General features: G+C 40.5%; 23 protein-coding genes and 1 pseudogene. 18 read left to right on the top strand and 6 right to left on the bottom strand.

Going from position 1 to position 16,769, the window contains the following annotated elements; all coding sequences use genetic code 11:
* The 5 genes from AC4E8A_RS12700 (at nt 1) to AC4E8A_RS12680 (ending at nt 3,481) form a co-directional block, all read left to right on the top strand.
* The gene (locus tag AC4E8A_RS12700; RefSeq protein ID WP_490193519.1) at nt 1–1,299 is read left to right on the top strand and encodes an arsenic transporter; all 1,299 of its coding nucleotides are present in this window, start codon (nt 1–3) and stop codon (nt 1,297–1,299) included.
* A 24-nt stretch (nt 1,300–1,323) separates the two neighbouring features.
* Complete coding sequence (gene arsC, locus AC4E8A_RS12695) at nt 1,324–1,743, top strand: arsenate reductase (thioredoxin) (RefSeq protein WP_490193518.1); 420 nt, start codon at nt 1,324–1,326, stop codon at nt 1,741–1,743.
* Nucleotides 1,744–1,875: 132 nt separating this feature from the next.
* Nucleotides 1,876–2,328 carry a MarR family winged helix-turn-helix transcriptional regulator gene (locus tag AC4E8A_RS12690; protein WP_490193517.1) on the top strand — a complete coding sequence of 151 codons (453 nt, stop codon included), beginning with the start codon at nt 1,876–1,878 and terminating at the stop codon, nt 2,326–2,328.
* A 19-nt stretch (nt 2,329–2,347) separates the two neighbouring features.
* Nucleotides 2,348–2,866 carry a spermidine/spermine N(1)-acetyltransferase gene (paiA, locus tag AC4E8A_RS12685; protein WP_490193516.1) on the top strand — a complete coding sequence of 173 codons (519 nt, stop codon included), beginning with the start codon at nt 2,348–2,350 and terminating at the stop codon, nt 2,864–2,866.
* 75 nt (nt 2,867–2,941) lie between these two features.
* On the top strand, nt 2,942–3,481 hold the full coding sequence (locus AC4E8A_RS12680; RefSeq protein ID WP_490193515.1) for a lipoprotein: 540 nt from the start codon (nt 2,942–2,944) through the stop codon (nt 3,479–3,481).
* Between the two features lie 38 nt (nt 3,482–3,519).
* Here the strand turns inward: AC4E8A_RS12680 and AC4E8A_RS12675 are convergent.
* A pseudogene (locus AC4E8A_RS12675) lies at nt 3,520–4,054 on the bottom strand (dihydrofolate reductase family protein).
* Nucleotides 4,055–4,195: 141 nt separating this feature from the next.
* Between AC4E8A_RS12675 and AC4E8A_RS12670 the strand changes: the two are divergent.
* Together AC4E8A_RS12670 and AC4E8A_RS12665 are read left to right on the top strand one after the other, a co-directional pair.
* Nucleotides 4,196–4,336: a hypothetical protein gene (locus AC4E8A_RS12670; RefSeq protein ID WP_490193514.1), complete on the top strand. Its 141-nt coding sequence runs from the start codon at nt 4,196–4,198 to the stop codon at nt 4,334–4,336.
* Between the two features lie 111 nt (nt 4,337–4,447).
* On the top strand, nt 4,448–4,660 hold the full coding sequence (locus AC4E8A_RS12665) for a hypothetical protein (protein ID WP_490193513.1): 213 nt from the start codon (nt 4,448–4,450) through the stop codon (nt 4,658–4,660).
* A 116-nt stretch (nt 4,661–4,776) separates the two neighbouring features.
* Here the strand turns inward: AC4E8A_RS12665 and AC4E8A_RS12660 are convergent, their stop codons facing one another.
* Entirely contained in the window at nt 4,777–4,926 is a 150-nt protein-coding gene (locus AC4E8A_RS12660; RefSeq protein ID WP_490193512.1) for a hypothetical protein, read from the bottom strand.
* 144 nt (nt 4,927–5,070) lie between these two features.
* Nucleotides 5,071–5,487, bottom strand: coding sequence for an NAD(+)--rifampin ADP-ribosyltransferase (gene arr, locus AC4E8A_RS12655; RefSeq protein ID WP_490193511.1), 417 nt, complete (start codon nt 5,485–5,487; stop codon nt 5,071–5,073).
* 494 nt (nt 5,488–5,981) lie between these two features.
* Here arr and AC4E8A_RS12650 point away from each other — a divergent pair, with 494 nt between their 5' ends.
* Both AC4E8A_RS12650 and AC4E8A_RS12645 read left to right on the top strand, forming a co-directional pair.
* On the top strand, nt 5,982–6,587 hold the full coding sequence (locus tag AC4E8A_RS12650) for a hypothetical protein (protein ID WP_490193510.1): 606 nt from the start codon (nt 5,982–5,984) through the stop codon (nt 6,585–6,587).
* Nucleotides 6,588–6,719: 132 nt separating this feature from the next.
* Nucleotides 6,720–7,610 (top strand): hypothetical protein, encoded by an 891-nt coding sequence (locus tag AC4E8A_RS12645; protein ID WP_490193509.1) that lies wholly within the window; start codon nt 6,720–6,722, stop codon nt 7,608–7,610.
* A gap of 204 nt (nt 7,611–7,814) precedes the next feature.
* Here the strand turns inward: AC4E8A_RS12645 and AC4E8A_RS12640 are convergent, their stop codons facing one another.
* Nucleotides 7,815–8,003: a DUF1272 domain-containing protein gene (locus AC4E8A_RS12640; RefSeq protein ID WP_490193508.1), complete on the bottom strand. Its 189-nt coding sequence runs from the start codon at nt 8,001–8,003 to the stop codon at nt 7,815–7,817.
* Between the two features lie 142 nt (nt 8,004–8,145).
* On the opposite strand from AC4E8A_RS12640, the gene AC4E8A_RS12635 reads away from it, so the two are divergent.
* The 6 genes from AC4E8A_RS12635 to AC4E8A_RS12610 all read left to right on the top strand — a co-directional run bounded on the left by AC4E8A_RS12635 (nt 8,146) and on the right by AC4E8A_RS12610 (nt 13,407).
* Nucleotides 8,146–8,565, top strand: coding sequence for an Lrp/AsnC family transcriptional regulator (locus AC4E8A_RS12635; RefSeq protein WP_490193507.1), 420 nt, complete (start codon nt 8,146–8,148; stop codon nt 8,563–8,565).
* Between the two features lie 83 nt (nt 8,566–8,648).
* Entirely contained in the window at nt 8,649–9,563 is a 915-nt protein-coding gene (locus AC4E8A_RS12630) for a Nif3-like dinuclear metal center hexameric protein (protein ID WP_490193506.1), read from the top strand.
* A gap of 444 nt (nt 9,564–10,007) precedes the next feature.
* Nucleotides 10,008–10,673, top strand: a complete 666-nt coding sequence (locus AC4E8A_RS12625; protein ID WP_490193505.1) for a tubby C-terminal domain-like protein — start codon at nt 10,008–10,010, stop codon at nt 10,671–10,673.
* A gap of 417 nt (nt 10,674–11,090) precedes the next feature.
* Complete coding sequence (locus AC4E8A_RS12620) at nt 11,091–11,432, top strand: hypothetical protein (protein ID WP_490193504.1); 342 nt, start codon at nt 11,091–11,093, stop codon at nt 11,430–11,432.
* A gap of 55 nt (nt 11,433–11,487) precedes the next feature.
* Nucleotides 11,488–12,501, top strand: a complete 1,014-nt coding sequence (locus AC4E8A_RS12615; RefSeq protein WP_490193503.1) for a phosphotransferase family protein — start codon at nt 11,488–11,490, stop codon at nt 12,499–12,501.
* A 441-nt stretch (nt 12,502–12,942) separates the two neighbouring features.
* Nucleotides 12,943–13,407 carry a GNAT family N-acetyltransferase gene (locus AC4E8A_RS12610; protein WP_490198863.1) on the top strand — a complete coding sequence of 155 codons (465 nt, stop codon included), beginning with the start codon at nt 12,943–12,945 and terminating at the stop codon, nt 13,405–13,407.
* A gap of 61 nt (nt 13,408–13,468) precedes the next feature.
* Here the strand turns inward: AC4E8A_RS12610 and AC4E8A_RS12605 are convergent, their stop codons facing one another.
* Entirely contained in the window at nt 13,469–13,681 is a 213-nt protein-coding gene (locus tag AC4E8A_RS12605; protein WP_490193502.1) for a hypothetical protein, read from the bottom strand.
* 95 nt (nt 13,682–13,776) lie between these two features.
* Between AC4E8A_RS12605 and AC4E8A_RS12600 the strand changes: the two genes are divergently transcribed.
* Nucleotides 13,777–13,932 (top strand): hypothetical protein, encoded by a 156-nt coding sequence (locus AC4E8A_RS12600; RefSeq protein WP_490193501.1) that lies wholly within the window; start codon nt 13,777–13,779, stop codon nt 13,930–13,932.
* Nucleotides 13,933–14,684: 752 nt separating this feature from the next.
* Here AC4E8A_RS12600 and AC4E8A_RS12595 read toward each other — a convergent pair.
* Nucleotides 14,685–15,575, bottom strand: coding sequence for a fructose bisphosphate aldolase (locus AC4E8A_RS12595; RefSeq protein ID WP_490193500.1), 891 nt, complete (start codon nt 15,573–15,575; stop codon nt 14,685–14,687).
* A gap of 546 nt (nt 15,576–16,121) precedes the next feature.
* On the opposite strand from AC4E8A_RS12595, the gene AC4E8A_RS12590 reads away from it, so the two are divergent.
* Nucleotides 16,122–16,277 carry a hypothetical protein gene (locus tag AC4E8A_RS12590; protein ID WP_490193499.1) on the top strand — a complete coding sequence of 52 codons (156 nt, stop codon included), beginning with the start codon at nt 16,122–16,124 and terminating at the stop codon, nt 16,275–16,277.
* A 182-nt stretch (nt 16,278–16,459) separates the two neighbouring features.
* On the top strand, nt 16,460–16,702 hold the full coding sequence (locus tag AC4E8A_RS12585) for a hypothetical protein (protein ID WP_490193498.1): 243 nt from the start codon (nt 16,460–16,462) through the stop codon (nt 16,700–16,702).
* Nucleotides 16,703–16,769: the final 67 nt, after the last annotated feature.

The following is a 16,769-nucleotide window of genomic DNA, read 5'->3' as shown; positions in this document are numbered from 1 at the left end:
TTGACGCACATTATTTTGGCATCGGTGATTTTTCTGATCACCCTCATATTAGTCATCTGGCAGCCTAAAGGGTTGTCGATTGGATGGTCTGCCTGTGGAGGAGCAGTGTTGGCGCTCATTGTTGGAGTCGTTGATTTCAATGACGTCCTCGATGTTACATCCATCGTATGGAACGCTACATTAGCTTTCATCGCTATCATTATCATTTCTCTTATATTGGACGAAATCGGTTTCTTCGAGTGGGCGGCCCTTCATATGGCACGGGCTGCAAAAGGAAATGGAGTCAGGATGTTCGTGTATGTGTCGATTTTGGGAGCAATCGTCGCGGCCTTCTTTGCCAATGACGGTGCAGCACTGATTTTGACCCCGATTGTATTAGCCATGGTGAGGAACCTGAATTTTAATGAAAAAATGGTGTTTCCTTTTATCATGGCAAGCGGGTTCATTGCGGACACCACATCCTTGCCGCTGGTTGTCAGCAACCTGGTCAACATCGTTTCAGCAGACTTCTTCGATATAGGATTTGTTGAATTCGCATCAAGGATGATCATCCCCAATTTCTTTTCTTTCATCGCGAGTATCCTTGTCTTATACCTATTTTTCAGAAAAAGCATTCCGAAGAATTATGATATGGCTGATTTGAAAAGGCCTCAAGAAGCCATCCGTGATCATAAAATGTTCCGCTTATCTTGGGTTGTACTGGCGATCCTGTTAGCGGGATACTTTGCGAGTGAATTCATCGGTGTTCCCGTTTCCTTTATAGCCGGGGTTGTCGCGATCTTCTTCCTGCTCATGGCAAGGAGAAGTGCTGCGGTCAATACCCGGACAGTCGTCAAGGGAGCGCCATGGGCAATTGTCTTCTTTTCCATCGGAATGTATGTCGTGGTATACGGCTTGAGAAACGTTGGCTTGACGACTGTTTTGGCCGACCTGATCCAGGTGGCGGCAGATCAAGGCTTGTTTGCTGCCACAATCGGAATGGGCTTCATTGCCGCCATTCTTTCCTCGGTAATGAACAATATGCCGACCGTCATGATTGATGCCCTAGCCATCGCTGATACAGATACGAGCGGTGTCATTCGCGAGGCACTTATCTATGCGAATGTGATTGGGTCCGATTTAGGTCCGAAAATCACCCCGATCGGTTCCCTGGCAACACTTCTTTGGCTGCATGTCCTGTCACTGAAAGGGGTCAAAATCTCGTGGGGTACCTATTTCAAAACAGGCATTATGTTAACCATCCCGACATTGTTCATCACACTTGTTGGTTTATACATTTGGTTGCTGATCATCTACTAAAACACACCAAAAGGAGCATGGCACATGACGAAAAAAACAATTTATTTCCTCTGCACCGGTAACTCATGCCGCAGCCAAATGGCAGAAGGCTGGGCAAAAAAACATCTTGAGGCTGAATGGAACGTATACAGTGCCGGAATCGAAGCCCATGGGTTGAATCCAAATGCCGTTAAAGCCATGAATGAAGCAGGAATTGATATCTCCAGCCAAACGTCGGATATCATCAATCCTGAAATCTTGAATCATGCAGACTTGGTGGTAACACTTTGCGGTGACGCAGCCGATAAATGCCCGATGACCCCGGTGCACGTCAAACGTGAACATTGGGGATTCGATGACCCAGCTAAGGCAGAGGGGACGGACGAAGAGAAGTGGGCCTTCTTCCAGCGTGTAAGAGATGAAATCGGCGAGCGCATTCACACATTTTCCGTAAAAGGAAAGTAAACAAAAAGAAAGCCAAAGATTCGTCATTGATGGCTCTTTGGCTTTTTTTAGTTGCATTTACAACAAAAATAAGGTATCTTTTATTAAACAAAAAAAGCTGCATTTACAACCTATGTTGAAAAGGAGAAAGCGATGAAGCACATTCTTCGTGAAATCGGAATGATTGCCAGGGCTTTGGATTCCATTAGCAATATCGAATTCAAAGAATTTGATTTGACCAAGGGGCAGTATTTATACCTTGTCAGGATCTGTGAAAACCCAGGCATCATCCAGGAACAAGTAGCTGAAATGATTAAGGTGGACCGAACAACGGCAGCCCGTGCAATCAAAAGGCTGGAAATGAATGGTTTCATCGAAAAGAAAGAGGATCAGCACAACAAAAAAATCAAGAAACTTCATCCGACAGAAAAAGGGGAAAAGGTCTATCCATTCATAATAAGGGAAAACGACCACTCTCATGATGTGGCATTAGAGGGGCTTTCCGAACAGGAAGCAGAGACTTTTCTTGAACAGCTGGTGAAAGTAAGGAAGAACATAGAAAAAGACTGGGAGTTTGTCAAAAAAGGAAGCAAGAGAGAGTATTAAAAAGGGGCGAAAGGGATAGATGACAATCAAACTCAAGAAGTGTACCTCCAAAGAGTTGCATACACTCCAAACAATTAGCCACGAAACATTTGATGAAACATTCAAAGAGCAGAATACAACGGAAAATATGAAGGTCTATCTGGAAAAGGCCTTTAATTTACGGCAGCTGGAAAAAGAGCTGGACAATGATTCATCACACTTCTTTTTTGTATATGTAAAAGAAGAAATCGCAGGCTATTTAAAAATCAATATCCTTGATGCACAGACGGAAAAAATGGGTGATGAAGCACTTGAGATCGAAAGAATATACATTAAGAAACAATTCCAAAAACACGGACTCGGTACATCTCTTTATAACAAAGCGCTGGAAATGGCTGCGGCACTGGATAAAAAGAAAGTCTGGCTGGGCGTGTGGGAAAAGAACGACAATGCCATTGCATTTTATAAAAAAATGGGGTTTGTTCAAGTGGGCAGCCATTCTTTTTATATGGGAGACGAAGAGCAGACCGATCTAATTATGATTAAAAGCCTAGGGTAACCAAAGGAATAACAGAAGTCTTTCAAGCAGCCGCATAAAAGGCTGGATATCTGTATCAGAAAGGAGGACAAGCTTTTGCGGAAATTCACTTTATGGTTTGTTGCTGCGGCAATTCTGTCAGGATGCAGTCATTCGGAGGACTATGGAGAACTCACCGATTATATTGAAGTGAGTCCTGTTGAAGATACTTACGACGCACTGCAAAATCAAGAGGAGATGAGCATACAGGACGCGTTGAAAGAGATCTCCTTTGACCACAAGAGAATAAACGAAGAAACACTTCCGTTTGATGTGAAGGAGAAGTCGGCGAGGGTGACGGGAACGAAAGAAAACAGCCGATTGATTGAAATGGCGTATGAGGGCATTGGGCACACACTTGTGTTTTATGTGGAAAATAACGTGAAATTCAAACAAGATCCTTCTCTGGAATACGAAGAGGTCGTATTAGAAGACGGGAGAATTGCCATGTATGCAGAAGACGGCAACTCACACGATATCACTTGGGTAGAGGGTGATGTGAACTACCTTATGCACCTTTCCTATAAAGAGGAAGCAGCCGAAACACCGGAGAGGTTCTCGAAGGAAGATGTGGTGCAGCTAGTCGATGGACTTTAAAATAGCAGCCCTTTCTAAATGAAAGGGACTGCTCACTGTTACTTGCGCACTGCGTACTGCAGCTCGACAAACTGGTTGAACGTCCTTGTTCCTAGCAATCTTAAATCCTACTGGTAATCGCCTTCTTTAAATAATGGGATTCCACTGCCGATTATGACTGGTGCTATGGTAATAATCAGTTCATCTATCAGCATTTCTTTAAAGAAATGCTGAAGGATATCCCCGCCGCCCACCATCCAGATGCGCTTGCCTGCTTGGCTTTTAAGCTTGTCAGCAAAATCAGACAGGTCTCCATTGATAAACTTTACCTCGTCGGTATCTTGCGCTCCAGACCTGGTGAATACATAACACTCTTTGTTTTTATAAGGAAATTCACCTTCTTCATGCTTCATGATCCAATCGTATGTTCTTTTCCCCATCAATATAGTATCGACAGTGTCATAAAACGCGGAGTACCCCGTTATCTCCTTCACCTTCTACGTTAAACAACCATTCCAAAGATTCGTCTTCAGCCGCTATGTACCCATCGAGACTGGAAGCAATGAAAACAGCCAGGCTTCTTCCTTTTTCCATCTCAATCACCCCTTATGCAGAATACATGTTCGGTTTCTCTATATTTTAACACATCTGCCTATCCAATAAGAAGGTAGGTGATCATTGATTTGATTATGGTAAAATTAGGGTGTGAATGAAACTAGATTTGGGAGGTTAGGTATGAAGCGTAATAAATTTGCCCTTTTTATTTCATTAGCCGTATTAGTCCTTTTTCCAATTGCTTTCCTCTTTCTATCTTTGGTTACAGGGAATTGGCGTTATCTTGCCTGGAGTATCCCTTCGTCTCTTGCTGCGGGATGAACTGGGATGATGATCACTTTTAGCCAAATGAAAAAAGAACAGACCTATCGGTAATGAATAAGATTCCATCAGCATTTTCAGCACAACAGGGCAGATAAGGGGAGGATACCAGTGGGAAGAATAGTCACTTTTTCTTTTAGCAGTACCAATTATGAAGGCACAGAAGCGACAGAAACCTTTACTCTTGAAGAATTGAATCTAGATGATGAAATGGAAGAGGGAGTATTGATGGAAAGAATAAATAAAACGTTTGAGGCGTGGGTGTGGGAGAAATTAAATATATCTTCTAGTATAGTCATAGGTGATGATGACCAATGGAAATAAATGACCTTTGTTTGAACGGACGGGTTTTGTAATGGAAAATGAAGAACACTTGGGTGAAGACCCAAGCGTTGCTCCGAGAGGTCTAATCGTATTCCTGCTATGTGACCGAAACCCGCTTAAAGATTCTCTGTACTAATTCTCGGGAATTCCGGTTCAAGAGCTGCTGCTGCCTTTGCATTTTCATTGTCTCGATCGTTTTTATAGCCGTTATTTAAGGGACTGTTTCTTGGTGTGTCTTTGGAAGCATTCTTTTTGTCAGACATCATATCACCTCCTACTGATAATATGCTCAATTGTCACTGTGAAAATGAAGAGTCATCACCACAGCAATCTTACCTGCTTTGGAGAGGGGTGGCCGATTAGGGAAAGGTACACTCTTTACAATGGACAAAGGTAAAAGCGGGTATAGGTTAATCGTGAATGACTGCTTTCCCTTGTTCACGCAGCTGTTTTAAAGAGGCCAGCATATGATTTATTTCTTCATTGGAATGTCTTTCCCATGAACTTAATTCAGCGACGATTTTCAAAGGCGATTTAGATCGATAAGAACGTGTAGGGTTACCAGGAAACCTTTTATCGGTTAAGTTCGGATCATTTTCAAAGACACCTTGCGGCTCGACAATGTAAATTCTTTCTTTGGATTGAGACTTTGCCAATTCTGCACCCCATTTAGCAGCTTCTAATGTGGCTGTAAAATAAATATAGTTGGATTTTTTATCCTGGTAGTTGGAAAGATACTGCGGTTCCAAAAGATCCCCAATTTTCAGCTTTGCTTTCGTACCGTGAAAAAATGGCCCTTTATCTAAAACATCTTTTTTATCATTCATATCAACACACCTCTGATCTTAGATTTGTATATAACAGTATAGGGCAGGAACGACAGAAAGAGTAGCCTGTAAATAAAATTTTATTTATGTATACTGTAAGTAGAGAGAACGATTTTGAACGTCCATTACATACCTGCACACCAAGCGGCTGAAGCCTGATTTCCTTTAGAGAAATTGGGCTTTTTTTGTGAAAACTCTATGTAAGTAAGTTTAATTAGAAAGCAGCCGAGTTCGGTAAACGGTTAAGGGATCTCAGTACTATGTGGTTGAGGAGAGGAGAACTTGAACCAATATTGCCAGAGTATATGTGTCCTTTTTGCTTGGTTATAAAGAGCGAAGGGGACGACCAAAACAAACTAGTTCAGACTAGACTAAGCAGCAAGATATTATTTATAAAGACGACGATGTAACGGCATTGATTGCATCCTTATGATGGCCAAATAATAAAGACTTTGTGAGGAATCGGGACAGAAACTCTTCGCACGGACCTCAAGGTGTCGCGATTCTCGAGGAATCGGGACAGAAACTCCTCGCACGGCCCTCATGGTGTCGCGATTCTCGAGGAATCGGGACAGAAACTCCTCGCACGGCCCTCATGGTGTCGCGATTCTTCAAGAATCGGGACAGAAAACCCTCGCATGGCCATCATGGTGTCGCGATTCTCGAGGAATCGAGACAGAAACTCCTCGCATGGCCCTCATGGTGTCGCGATTCTTCAGGAATCGGGACAGAAACCCCTCGCACGGACCTCAAGGTGTCGCGATTCTCCAGGAATCGGGACAGAAATTCCTCGCATGGCCCTCATGGTGTCGCGATTCTCGAGGAATCGAGACAGAAACTCCTCGCACGGCCCTCAGGGTGTCGCGATTCTCGAGGAATCGGGACAGAAACTCCTCGCACGGCCCTCATGGTGTCGCGATTCTCGAGGAATCGGGACAGAAACCCCTCGCACGGCCCTCAGGGTGTCGCGATTCACTAGGAATCGGGACAGAAATTCCTCGCATGGCCCTCATGGTGTCGCGATTCTCGAGGAATCGGGACAGAAACTCCTCGCACGGCCCTCAGGGTGTCGCGATTCCCAAGAATATCCGGAGCAGTAAGATATATAGATTTTGTTTAATAAAATAGCAGACGATTTCCGCACTGTAAAAAGGGATTTGCGCCATTTTTATTGAAGTATGAGGGTAGTCAGTTTAAGAGCAGGGTATTACTCCAACTAGAGGTGAGATTAATTGAACACATACATACAGCCAACATTTGATAATATTAACGAGTGGATAAAGGCTTTTGTACCAGAAAGAGACTTGTTTTTTCTTCCTGAGAATGAACTTGATTCATTTGAAGAATATTTAAGCAGCGTTTTGGTCATTCCGCAAGAAGAGTTCTTTGAACATTCTTCTTATAAACAAATCCAACTTGCTAATAGTTATGAGTATTGGGGAATTTCGAAGGCAGTCAAATTTATTCTTGTGGCACCTTCAGAGTGGGTTACTAAGCTTCCTGTGAATAAGAAAAGAGAACTTTTTCATATCCAAAAGGAAGTTGAAAGAGGATTGATCTATCCAATTTCTGACTTCTCAATAGACACTTCTGCTCTCAGAGAGAATGTAATTGAAGTGAATGGAGAAGATTTTTTAGTCATACAGAAAGCTATGTGGGAAGAACTCTCTCATAATATGAAGGTAGACTTAATTAAAGATATTGCACAACAATGGGAGAATTGGACTTGTTATGATTATCCAACTAACGCACCTCTATATTTAAAAAAGTTTGCAAACACCTTTCCATCCACCTCTGGAAGTAATTGTTTATCTGCAACATTATTTGCCATCACTCATCAGGAGTGGTTGATAGTTGAATGGATACATCCTAAGACATTTATGCACAGTTTGAAAAATGCAAAATATAACTTTGTCACCCACCAAGATCTGAGAGCAGGCGACGTAGTCATTTGGGAAAATTCAGAAGGACTAATTCAACACGCATCTTATTGTATAGGAGAAAATTTATTCTTTAACAAGAGCGGGCAAACCTTCTTTAATCCCTGGAAAATTGTTGACCTTACTGAACTGAACAAGGGTTGGGATCGTTATAATATGAAGATTTTCCGTAAAACTACCTAGTACTTTATTAAACACCCATCCTTAGCTTGGTTAGGAAAAGGGCAATATATAAAGAAAAAAACCTTCCGGCTCAAGGTATTAAGAGTAGGATGGTTTTTCTTTCAGGTTCTGCCGTACTTGAAATATGTCAGCATCATACATAGCACTAAATATCTTTTTGCCATCTTCACTTACTGATAAGAAAACATATACCTGTCTCTTTCTTCATGTATTTAGCTCCCTATAACCAGGTCCCTTTGGCCTCCTTACAAGTTCTCCTGAACAGTTCGGGCATACTCCGGACATATAAACTGTGCAGTCTTCACAAAACGTACATTCATGAACACAGATATAGGCATTTCCTTTCAATGTGTCTTCGCATCTTTCACACCTGGTCTTCATTTCCAATGCCATCTACAAAACCTCCTAAACGATCTATACACATAGTCTAGTTAAAAAATAAAGCTTCGAACATACTTTTCTTAAGGTGTTTGACTTGGTACACTTAATTAAAATAGGTGTTTTTTAAAAATTCTTAAAAAATGAAGGTGAAGGTATGGATCCCATTAATCGGCAGATTCTCGATGTCTTACAAGTAGAGGGCAGGATTTCAATGACAGAGTTAGGGAAGAAAATTTCTTTATCTGTTCCTGAGGTTACAGAGCGGGTGAGAAAGCTGGAAGATCAAGGAGTCATTACAGGATACAGGGCAGTGATCGACAATTCGAAGATTGAAAAGCCGGTCCAGGCATTTATATTCATTAAAACTCATCGATGTCAAGCATTCAGAGAGTTTTGCAAGGAAAATCCTTTGGTTGTCGAATGCCATAGATTAACGGGAGAATACAGTTACCTTGTTAAGATTGTTACCGAGACGTATAAGTTGCTGGAAGAATTTATCGATCTATCAATGGAATACGGCAAACCGTATACAATGATGAATCTTTCTTCACCTGTTACAAACAAAATCATTTGATGGCCCAGATACCATTTAAAAAGGGTTTTTGCTTATCGTCCTACAGTCATGGGTGAAGGATCTGCAGGAGAGGGAGGGACAACGTGTATTTAGACGAGCTTGTAAATAAATTAGATGAAGAGTTTGATATAAGATCTTTTGGTAAAGACCCTGCGTTCAGTAGATTCATCCCGGATGTGTATTCACAAACCAAAGTCGATTGGCCAAGTATCTTTGAGGATGATTTCACTGAATTGTTCAATGGGCTGATGGTGAAAGGTGCTTCTGAGGTCAGCAATATCTTTTTAGCTGTCTTTCCAACAGATGATGTGTTGGAAAGATTCATCGATGAGAGTGTTCCTGGTGATTTACTCTTCATGCACCATCCGTTGTTAATGGAATGTGGGGATCCACAAGGGAAATGGGGCCGTGGTTTCCTGCCAATTAAAAAAGAATATTTACAAAAGGTGAAAGAAAAACAATTATCCATCTACACTTGCCATGTACCTTTGGACTATCACAAACAATTGGGGACAAGCGTTGCGATTGCTAAAGCTTTAAATGCTGAAATTGTGGACGGTTTGCTGCCAGATGAACATGGCCATAATCTTGTCTTGGTTTGTACTATGAAACAGACAAATACATCAGCCCTTAAACAGGACTTAAAAGAAATCTTTGATCTTCCTTATGTTGATTTTGAGGGGAAAGAATTAGATGACATCAGGAAAGTGGCCATTGTTGCCGGGTGCGGGGATAAAGTGGATTGGATGAAAGAGGCAGAAGAAAAAGGTGTTCACGCCTATATTACGGGGGAAATCCATTGCCATATCGATAACGACTACGGAAGAATGAAATATGAAAAGATGATGAAATATGCTGAACACACATCGATGTCGCTTATCGGTGTATCACATTCGGCTTCAGAATATATCGTGAAAAAGACACTGATCAACGACTGGCTCGAAAGCGAATTTGAAATTAAACCTGTTTTCATTCCACAAGAAACATGGTGGTTGTAGGAGGTGGTCATAAGAGCTAGTCTTTGGCTCAAGGGGAGCGACTTTATAAAAGGAAGAAAAGTTCCTTTTTTGGTTTTTAAAATGGGAACTGGATAATATCCACTTCAAAGTATGAGTATCTGTTAATAAACGTATACCAGTCTTGTGAACTAAACAAATAGCTTGTGCAGTGTTAAGATCGATTCTTTCGAGCGTCGCCATAATTTATTTTAATCGCATACTTTTCCTTTTCAACATTATCTTTGTAGTTTTCTCCTGCACAATTCATTCTGTTTTATCACTTGAAGAGTGACAGTAATACTGGCTCTACAAAATTAGATACATATTATTCGCGTTTTTAACTTTTATGTTTACGGTCGCAATGTACCGGTTTTATCGTATTTATGAACTTGTTTTCTGGTGATGAGAGCTGTCTCATAGAACTGGATTTTTTGAGGTGATGGAGTGTACGGAGGGGAATATATACCTGATTGGTTCCTGCTAGGGGTTCTCATTGTCGTCATCATTTTTGCCGCTGTTAGTTATTGGTTGAGCAGCGGGAGGGTTGACTTGAAACCTGGATTCTCTGATCGTACAGAGACAAAAGGGATTTATTTTGAAAACCCAGTCAAAATGATGACTCGACCTGTTGCCATTATGGATATGAAAACGAACCATATCGGACAAATGAATAGGGAATATAATTCGGTCTATCAAATGATAATATCTCTAATACTGCCTAATTACTTTGTTCGGATTAAGGGAACGGACAGTCATAATCAAACTGTTGTGAAAGTACAGAAGGTAAGGGGAAGAAAAGGCTTGGTCACTAGCAGATGGGAAGTTCAAGTAAGTTCCCCAGGTATAAACGAAAGCTTTCTCCTTAATGGAGAGAGCAAAGGTTCCAAGCATGGAGGAATAGCGTCGTTTATTTTCCAAGGTGAACTCATAGAAGTGACGAAGAAATATGGTGAGAATTCCTATTATTTTTATAAGGGAGATAAAGAAGCTGCAATCGTTTCAATAATTGGTAAATTACCACCTAGGAGAATATATATAGATGGCTGCCAGGGAGAAATGCCATTACTGTTGACCGCTTCGATTTTTGAAGCTTTAAAGTTATATAGGTAACAATTATAAGAAATAGCAGGTCAACATAAAGAAAAAGACAGGCTAATGAGGTTGAAAACGATTGTTATCGCTGAATAATAAAGTGTCATGAATGGAAATGAGTAATTTCATTTTACACAGGGACCTACTTTCAGTCGAAGTGAAATTTATCGGTGAGCCTGTCAGCCCTGATAGGATGGTCTGTTTTTACTTGGAGTATTAATGAATCTCTTTTCTTTGCAGGATTAGTTTTGGGCTTAGGTCTGTTAGTGGCAGACGAGATTATTCTGATCGGGATTTTTCTTTTTAAGCGGAGAAATGAATATAATGGACAATAATTGTACGCTCCATCATTAGGACCCTCGGTTCAGAAGGATTAACGTTCTTTTTGTTGAATGTATTGACTAACGGCTTCAGTATTATACAAAGCTAAGGAGGGTGAGTGCAATCCGGAGTCCATCACAATTTATTGGGGTCATTGGAGGGTTCGCCAGCATTGTGTTATGGCTGCTATTTTGCTTTTATAATCCATATTCACCACTAAATGATGCAGACCCTGTTTTGATTTCATTTTTCTTGCTGCTGCTTCCATCTTGTTTAGCCATCATTGCTTCTTTTACAACTAAACCAGCGTGGATGTTCATCGCGTTTGTTTGGTCATTCCCGTTCAGTCTTTACTTGGTCTTTACACCCGGAGTGTTTGCTTTGTTTGGTGTAACTTGTGCTATTTATTTAGTAGGTTTTTTGGTAATGAGATTTACAAAATCAATGGAACGGTAGTAATGACCAAGGTACCTTTACTCAAAATACCCCATAGATAGAGATGTGATGCTAATTGAAAACAGGATGGGAACGAAGCAAACCGCTAATTTGTCCTGACCATCAAACCGTAACCCATATGTTACAAGATTTTCTAAATGGAAGAAACATCGTGCATATTGAGCCTCTTGGCGGCGGACTGAGTAATTCCAATCTGAAAATCAGCCTTGATAATAAAGAGAATTTTGTTCTGCGGATCTATAATGATGGTGGCGTAAAAGCACAAATTGAAAAGGAAGTCTTGGAACTTGTTAAAAACACTCTGCCTGTGCCTCGAGTCCTTTTTCATGACTTCTCATTGTCTAACCTCGAATATCCGTTTTTACTATTAAATTGGGTGAAAGGTTTTCAGCTATCCGAGTTGTTTTTAACCGGGGATCAAGCAGGCATTTCAAATGCAGGACATGAAATTGGCAAACTTTTAGCAAGGATGCACTCCATCCAGTTTCCTTCATCAGGCTTTTTTGATGAACAGCTCAATTTACAAGAATTTGATTTATCAGGACCGGAGTCCTTCCATACTATTGTAGAGGAAATCATCAGTGCAGGACCAGTGACGGAACACCTGGGGTCAACGATGATCCGCGACATCAAAGAATTTACAACTGAACAAGCCCATCTATTAGCCCATTTAGGCAATCATTCTTCTTTAGTTCATAGCGATTTTAATCCATTGAATATACTTATCCAAAAAGAGGGAGACAGTATAAAAGTGAATGGCATTTTGGATTGGGAGTTTTCTTTTAGCCATTCGCCATTGGTTGATATCGGGAATATGCTTCGGTATGAAAGTATACAAGAATCTGCATTTATAGCACCATTCATTGTAAGTTATCTTAATGGTGGAGGCGTTCTACCACAGAAATGGCTGCAACAAGCAAAATTACTGGACATGATTGCTTTAGTAGACTTAGCTAATAAAGAGGATTGTGGAGATGTCCGTCTCCGTGACATCAAGGAACTTCTCAGCAAAACAATGAATGAGTGGGAATTATATTCAACCATTCAAGGAAACGATGAAAGAGTCTAAGATTAGAAGGCGGATATACTATTTATCATATATATTCGTGATCATCTTACTATATCTTTGGCGGGGTGCACTCAGAAGGGAATCCCACTCCATCTGATTATTTGAAGAGTGAAGAAGCTGATATATTTATGCTGGATGGGTATGTCTATTCAAATGCACAGGAAATAGATTGAGTAGGAATGATTGAAAAACAGACAAGTAAATCGATGGTTTCAATGAGGGACCGCTAACGTCCAGCCAGTGGGCACGAAAATCTAGGCAACAGACTCTCCAATTGCTGTAGCTGTCGTTAACGGCGCCGAAATGGAATACGTGAAACAGGTCGAGGGATAGGTAATACTCCTATTCATTTTTTTGAAAAAAAGATAGTTGAACTTCCGCTGTCCCATCTTCATTCTAATAGATTTTAAAAACAAACACCGAGGGGGAAATAGATTGGTTATGCAGATGAGAGAAGCAAAGAAGAGTGATTATGAGGTGGTTCATGCCATACAAAGGCAGGTTCATGAAATTCACACCAATGAAAGGCCAGATCATTATAGGATGGCTGACATCACGTTAGACGAGGAGTATTTCAACAACTTGATTGATGGAGAGAACACAAAGGTATTCATATTAGAAGAGGATCAGCCTGTTGCTTATACCATTCTTAGTATTAGAAATACCGATGAAAGACCGATTCTCATTCCAAGAAAAATGGTCTATATGGATGATTTTGGTGTCGATAGTCAGTACAGAGGAAAAGGGATTGGAAGACGATTCTTTGAAAGAATAGTAGCCTTCGCAAAGGAAATAGAAGCAGATTCATTAGAATTAGGCGTCTGGGAATTCAATGAAAGTGCCATCAAATTTTATGAATCGATGAATCTAAAAACAAAGATAAGGCGGATGGAAATAGAGTTGTAATGTTCGCTGGGTTTATAAGGGTATGAGTGAATGGATGATCAAACCAATGAAAAGCTGGATATTAGCTTTCTTTCTCGAGGTCATTCATTTCTCTTTCAATCAGTGATACTGAAAGTTCGAAGGCTGCTATCCGCCTTTTAGCTAAAGTTATTTGAGATTTATATCTATCAGGATTTTCTTTTGCTTCAAAACTTTTGACTGTTTTCTTTAGCTTGTGCAGAGTTGAATCAATTTGACGTTTGGCTTCTTTTAATTCCGATACATTGAATTCCATGAAAACACCTCCTGTTTCTTATTCAAGGTTACTACCTCTGTTTGAATCGCTTACTTTATCAGAAATTGCAGCGATTATCAAGAAGGTGGTAATCAGTGAACCGGATGGATAAGACACCAAATAATCATTTAAAGGATATTGTTTTGACAATAATGATCGACGGCAAAAAGGTTTTGTTTACATTTGAATTGGCCTATGGTTCGGAAATCCGACTTCCAGGGGAAAAAAACCCCCCGCTTCCAAACGAATAACCCGTTCGGTTGAGAGGGAGAAAATGCCTATTTGCTGGTGGTTTTGCGGGTTAAAATACAAAGACTTTTGCAGGCTGTTTTGAAGTGTAATATGTATGAAAAAAATTGCACAAAAAAGAGGAGCTGCCAACGACCTTGCAGCTCCTCACTTCTATTATGCGTGATTTAATGAAGCCCCAGATCGGTTGCACAGCCGGTTTCCCGTTAAACTTTACATTCTTCAGCAATGAAACCAGGTTCTTTGCTAATTGAGGTTTATAGAGGGAAAAATTACCCTTAATTAGCAAATAGTATTGAAAACAGCTTAAATAGAGGGAGAAATTCCTTTTATTTGACTCAAAAACGTGAAAATAGGCAGCTTTGCTTTGTATAAAGGGAAAAACTCCCCTTATTTTCCGCAAAAACCACGTCTACTCTACATCTAACGGTAAAATCTCCCCTTATTTTTCTCCCACTGGTTATTCCCCTTCTCTTCCCATCTATTGTATCTGGCAATAACGAATCCGCGGACAAATTTGTAACATAAAATGCAGACCAGTTTGCAACACCACATAAATTTATGCGGTAGTGCAAATTGGCCTGCAAATCAGTATGCAGCAATAAGCGAAAAAACACCGAAACCATTGATATGCCGATAAAAAAGGCGATACAAAATGCTATGCAATTTGTACCGCAAATTACCTTTCAATTTATTGGTTTCTCCCTCTGTACTGAACGGGTTATCCAAATGGAAGCAGGGGAGAAAAACCACTTTACTTTTTATGAACAGAAGCATCATAAATTGATTCAATGGCATTCTGCATTGCTTGGTCAAATTCTGTGGAGGATTGGTTAAACCTCAATTCCTCAGCAAGCGCCCTGGAGAAGCTTGCAATCATACCATCGTTTTCTTTCAATCTCTCATTGGCTTCATCACGGGAATAGCCGCCGGAGAGGGCCACCACCCGGACGACTCTTGGGTGCTCAGCCAGTTCTTTGTACGCATTGGCCTTTGTCGGGATCGTGAGCTTCAGCATCACATTTTCATTCTCGGACAAATCATTGAGATGCTTTACAATTTCGGAACGCAGGATTTCTTCGCATTTTTCCTTGTCCTCGCTATGGATATCCACTTCCGGTTCAATGATGGGAACCAAATCAGAGGAAATGATTCTCTTGCCAATCTCAAATTGCTGATCCATCACTGCCTTGATTCCCGATTCATTCGGCTCATGGATGACCGAACGCATTTTGGTGCCGAAGATATTCCGTTCTTTGGCACGGCGAAGCGTTTCATCAAGATCCGGATTCGGCTTCATAAGTTGTACGCCGTATTCCTTTTCAGCCAGGCCTTTATCCACTTTCAAGAAGGGGACAATGTTATGGTCAGCCAGATAATCCGCCGTATATTTCCCCTCTACTTTACTGTCCATCGTCTGTTCGAATAAGATCACTCCAAGGATATAATCGGAGCTGAAGGCAGGAGACGTGATAATCCTTGTTCGCATCGTGTGCACCTGTTCAAACATCTCATCTTCATTTGAATAGGAGTCCTCCGTAACTCCATATGCTTCCAATGCCTTTGGCGTACTGCCTCCGCTTTGATCGAGTGCAGCAATAAACCCTTTTCCATTCTTCATTCGTTCCAATTGATTCTGATTCATACATTCCACTCCTTTTTCATTAACTGCGCTGTGAAACCTTCCTCTATACTAATTCCCTATTTTTGAAAGAGTTAACATTAAAATGAGGTGATTGTAAAACCTCCCTCCCTTCCGTTCGGAAAATGAATCCTGATAGAGTACTAGAGTTGTTATTGAGCGGAAACAGATATGGGTTTTTATGGTAAGATTAGGATAGACATGAATTAAGGTGGTACAACATGGATCTTTGATTCTTCATACTTATATTGGTTACAGCTCTTGTTGTATTTATAAAATATGCCTTTAACCAAAGCAAAAGCTCGTCGTTAATAAAGACGTTTGGTCCAGCTTTAGCATTGGGTGTATTATTTGCAAAACTAACCCGTTTAGTTGTTTATCTTCAAGTAACTAAGGAGGATGCCGCGGCTTTCAGTGAAATTTTTGGATGTAGCGGCTAAACCAACTAATCAGATATGTCCATTCAAACAGGATAATGGCTCTATTTTTGAAAGAACGTGAAGCTGTTCATGATAAAGATCTCAGCCAAATATAAAGGAGATGGAAAAGATGCAATTTGTATATGTAATAGCTCTTTTTGCTGTTGGTGTCTTCATCATGTACTATTTGCCTTTACTATCAAAAGATTTACATAAGATTACTAAACAGAATGAAGAAGTGATCAGGCTTTTGGAAAAGAAGATTGACAAGGAAGAAGATAAATAAAGGTGCTTGTAATCCTTAAAAGGAGAGTGTATGAAAGCTCCTTCAATATGCTTACTCAGGATCAATTAAATCAGTGCAATTCTGGGAAAAAATACCCTTCAATTGTGTGGAGGATGGGGAATTTGAAATGTGAAAAATGTCAAACCGGCTGAATGGTATGAAAGAAAATAGGAGGAAGAAGAATGGCCCTATTAAGAAAAGTAAACTTTATACTGGCTATCATGGGAATCGGATTGGGCATGACGTATGTTTTTATTACCGACCCGCAATTTCCCAGATTTGTCCTGCCTTCGTTTTTATTGGTGTTTTTTCTTTTTCTGGGAATAGAAAAAGTGCAGGATAAGCAAGTGAAAAGCGGCTGCTTTTATATATGTACGGCTATCATTATGTCGCTATCAGTTATAAAAATGCTCTTTCCAAGCTAGTTAAAATTAGGTTTTGTCCTTCAATGACTGTGCGCTTTTACGTGATAAAGTTTTTAAGAAGATACAA

The organism is Bacillus sp. SRL337, from assembly GCF_984799155.1.
Note: the sequence above shows the minus strand (reverse complement) of the source record. Positions and strands in the feature narration are given on the sequence as shown.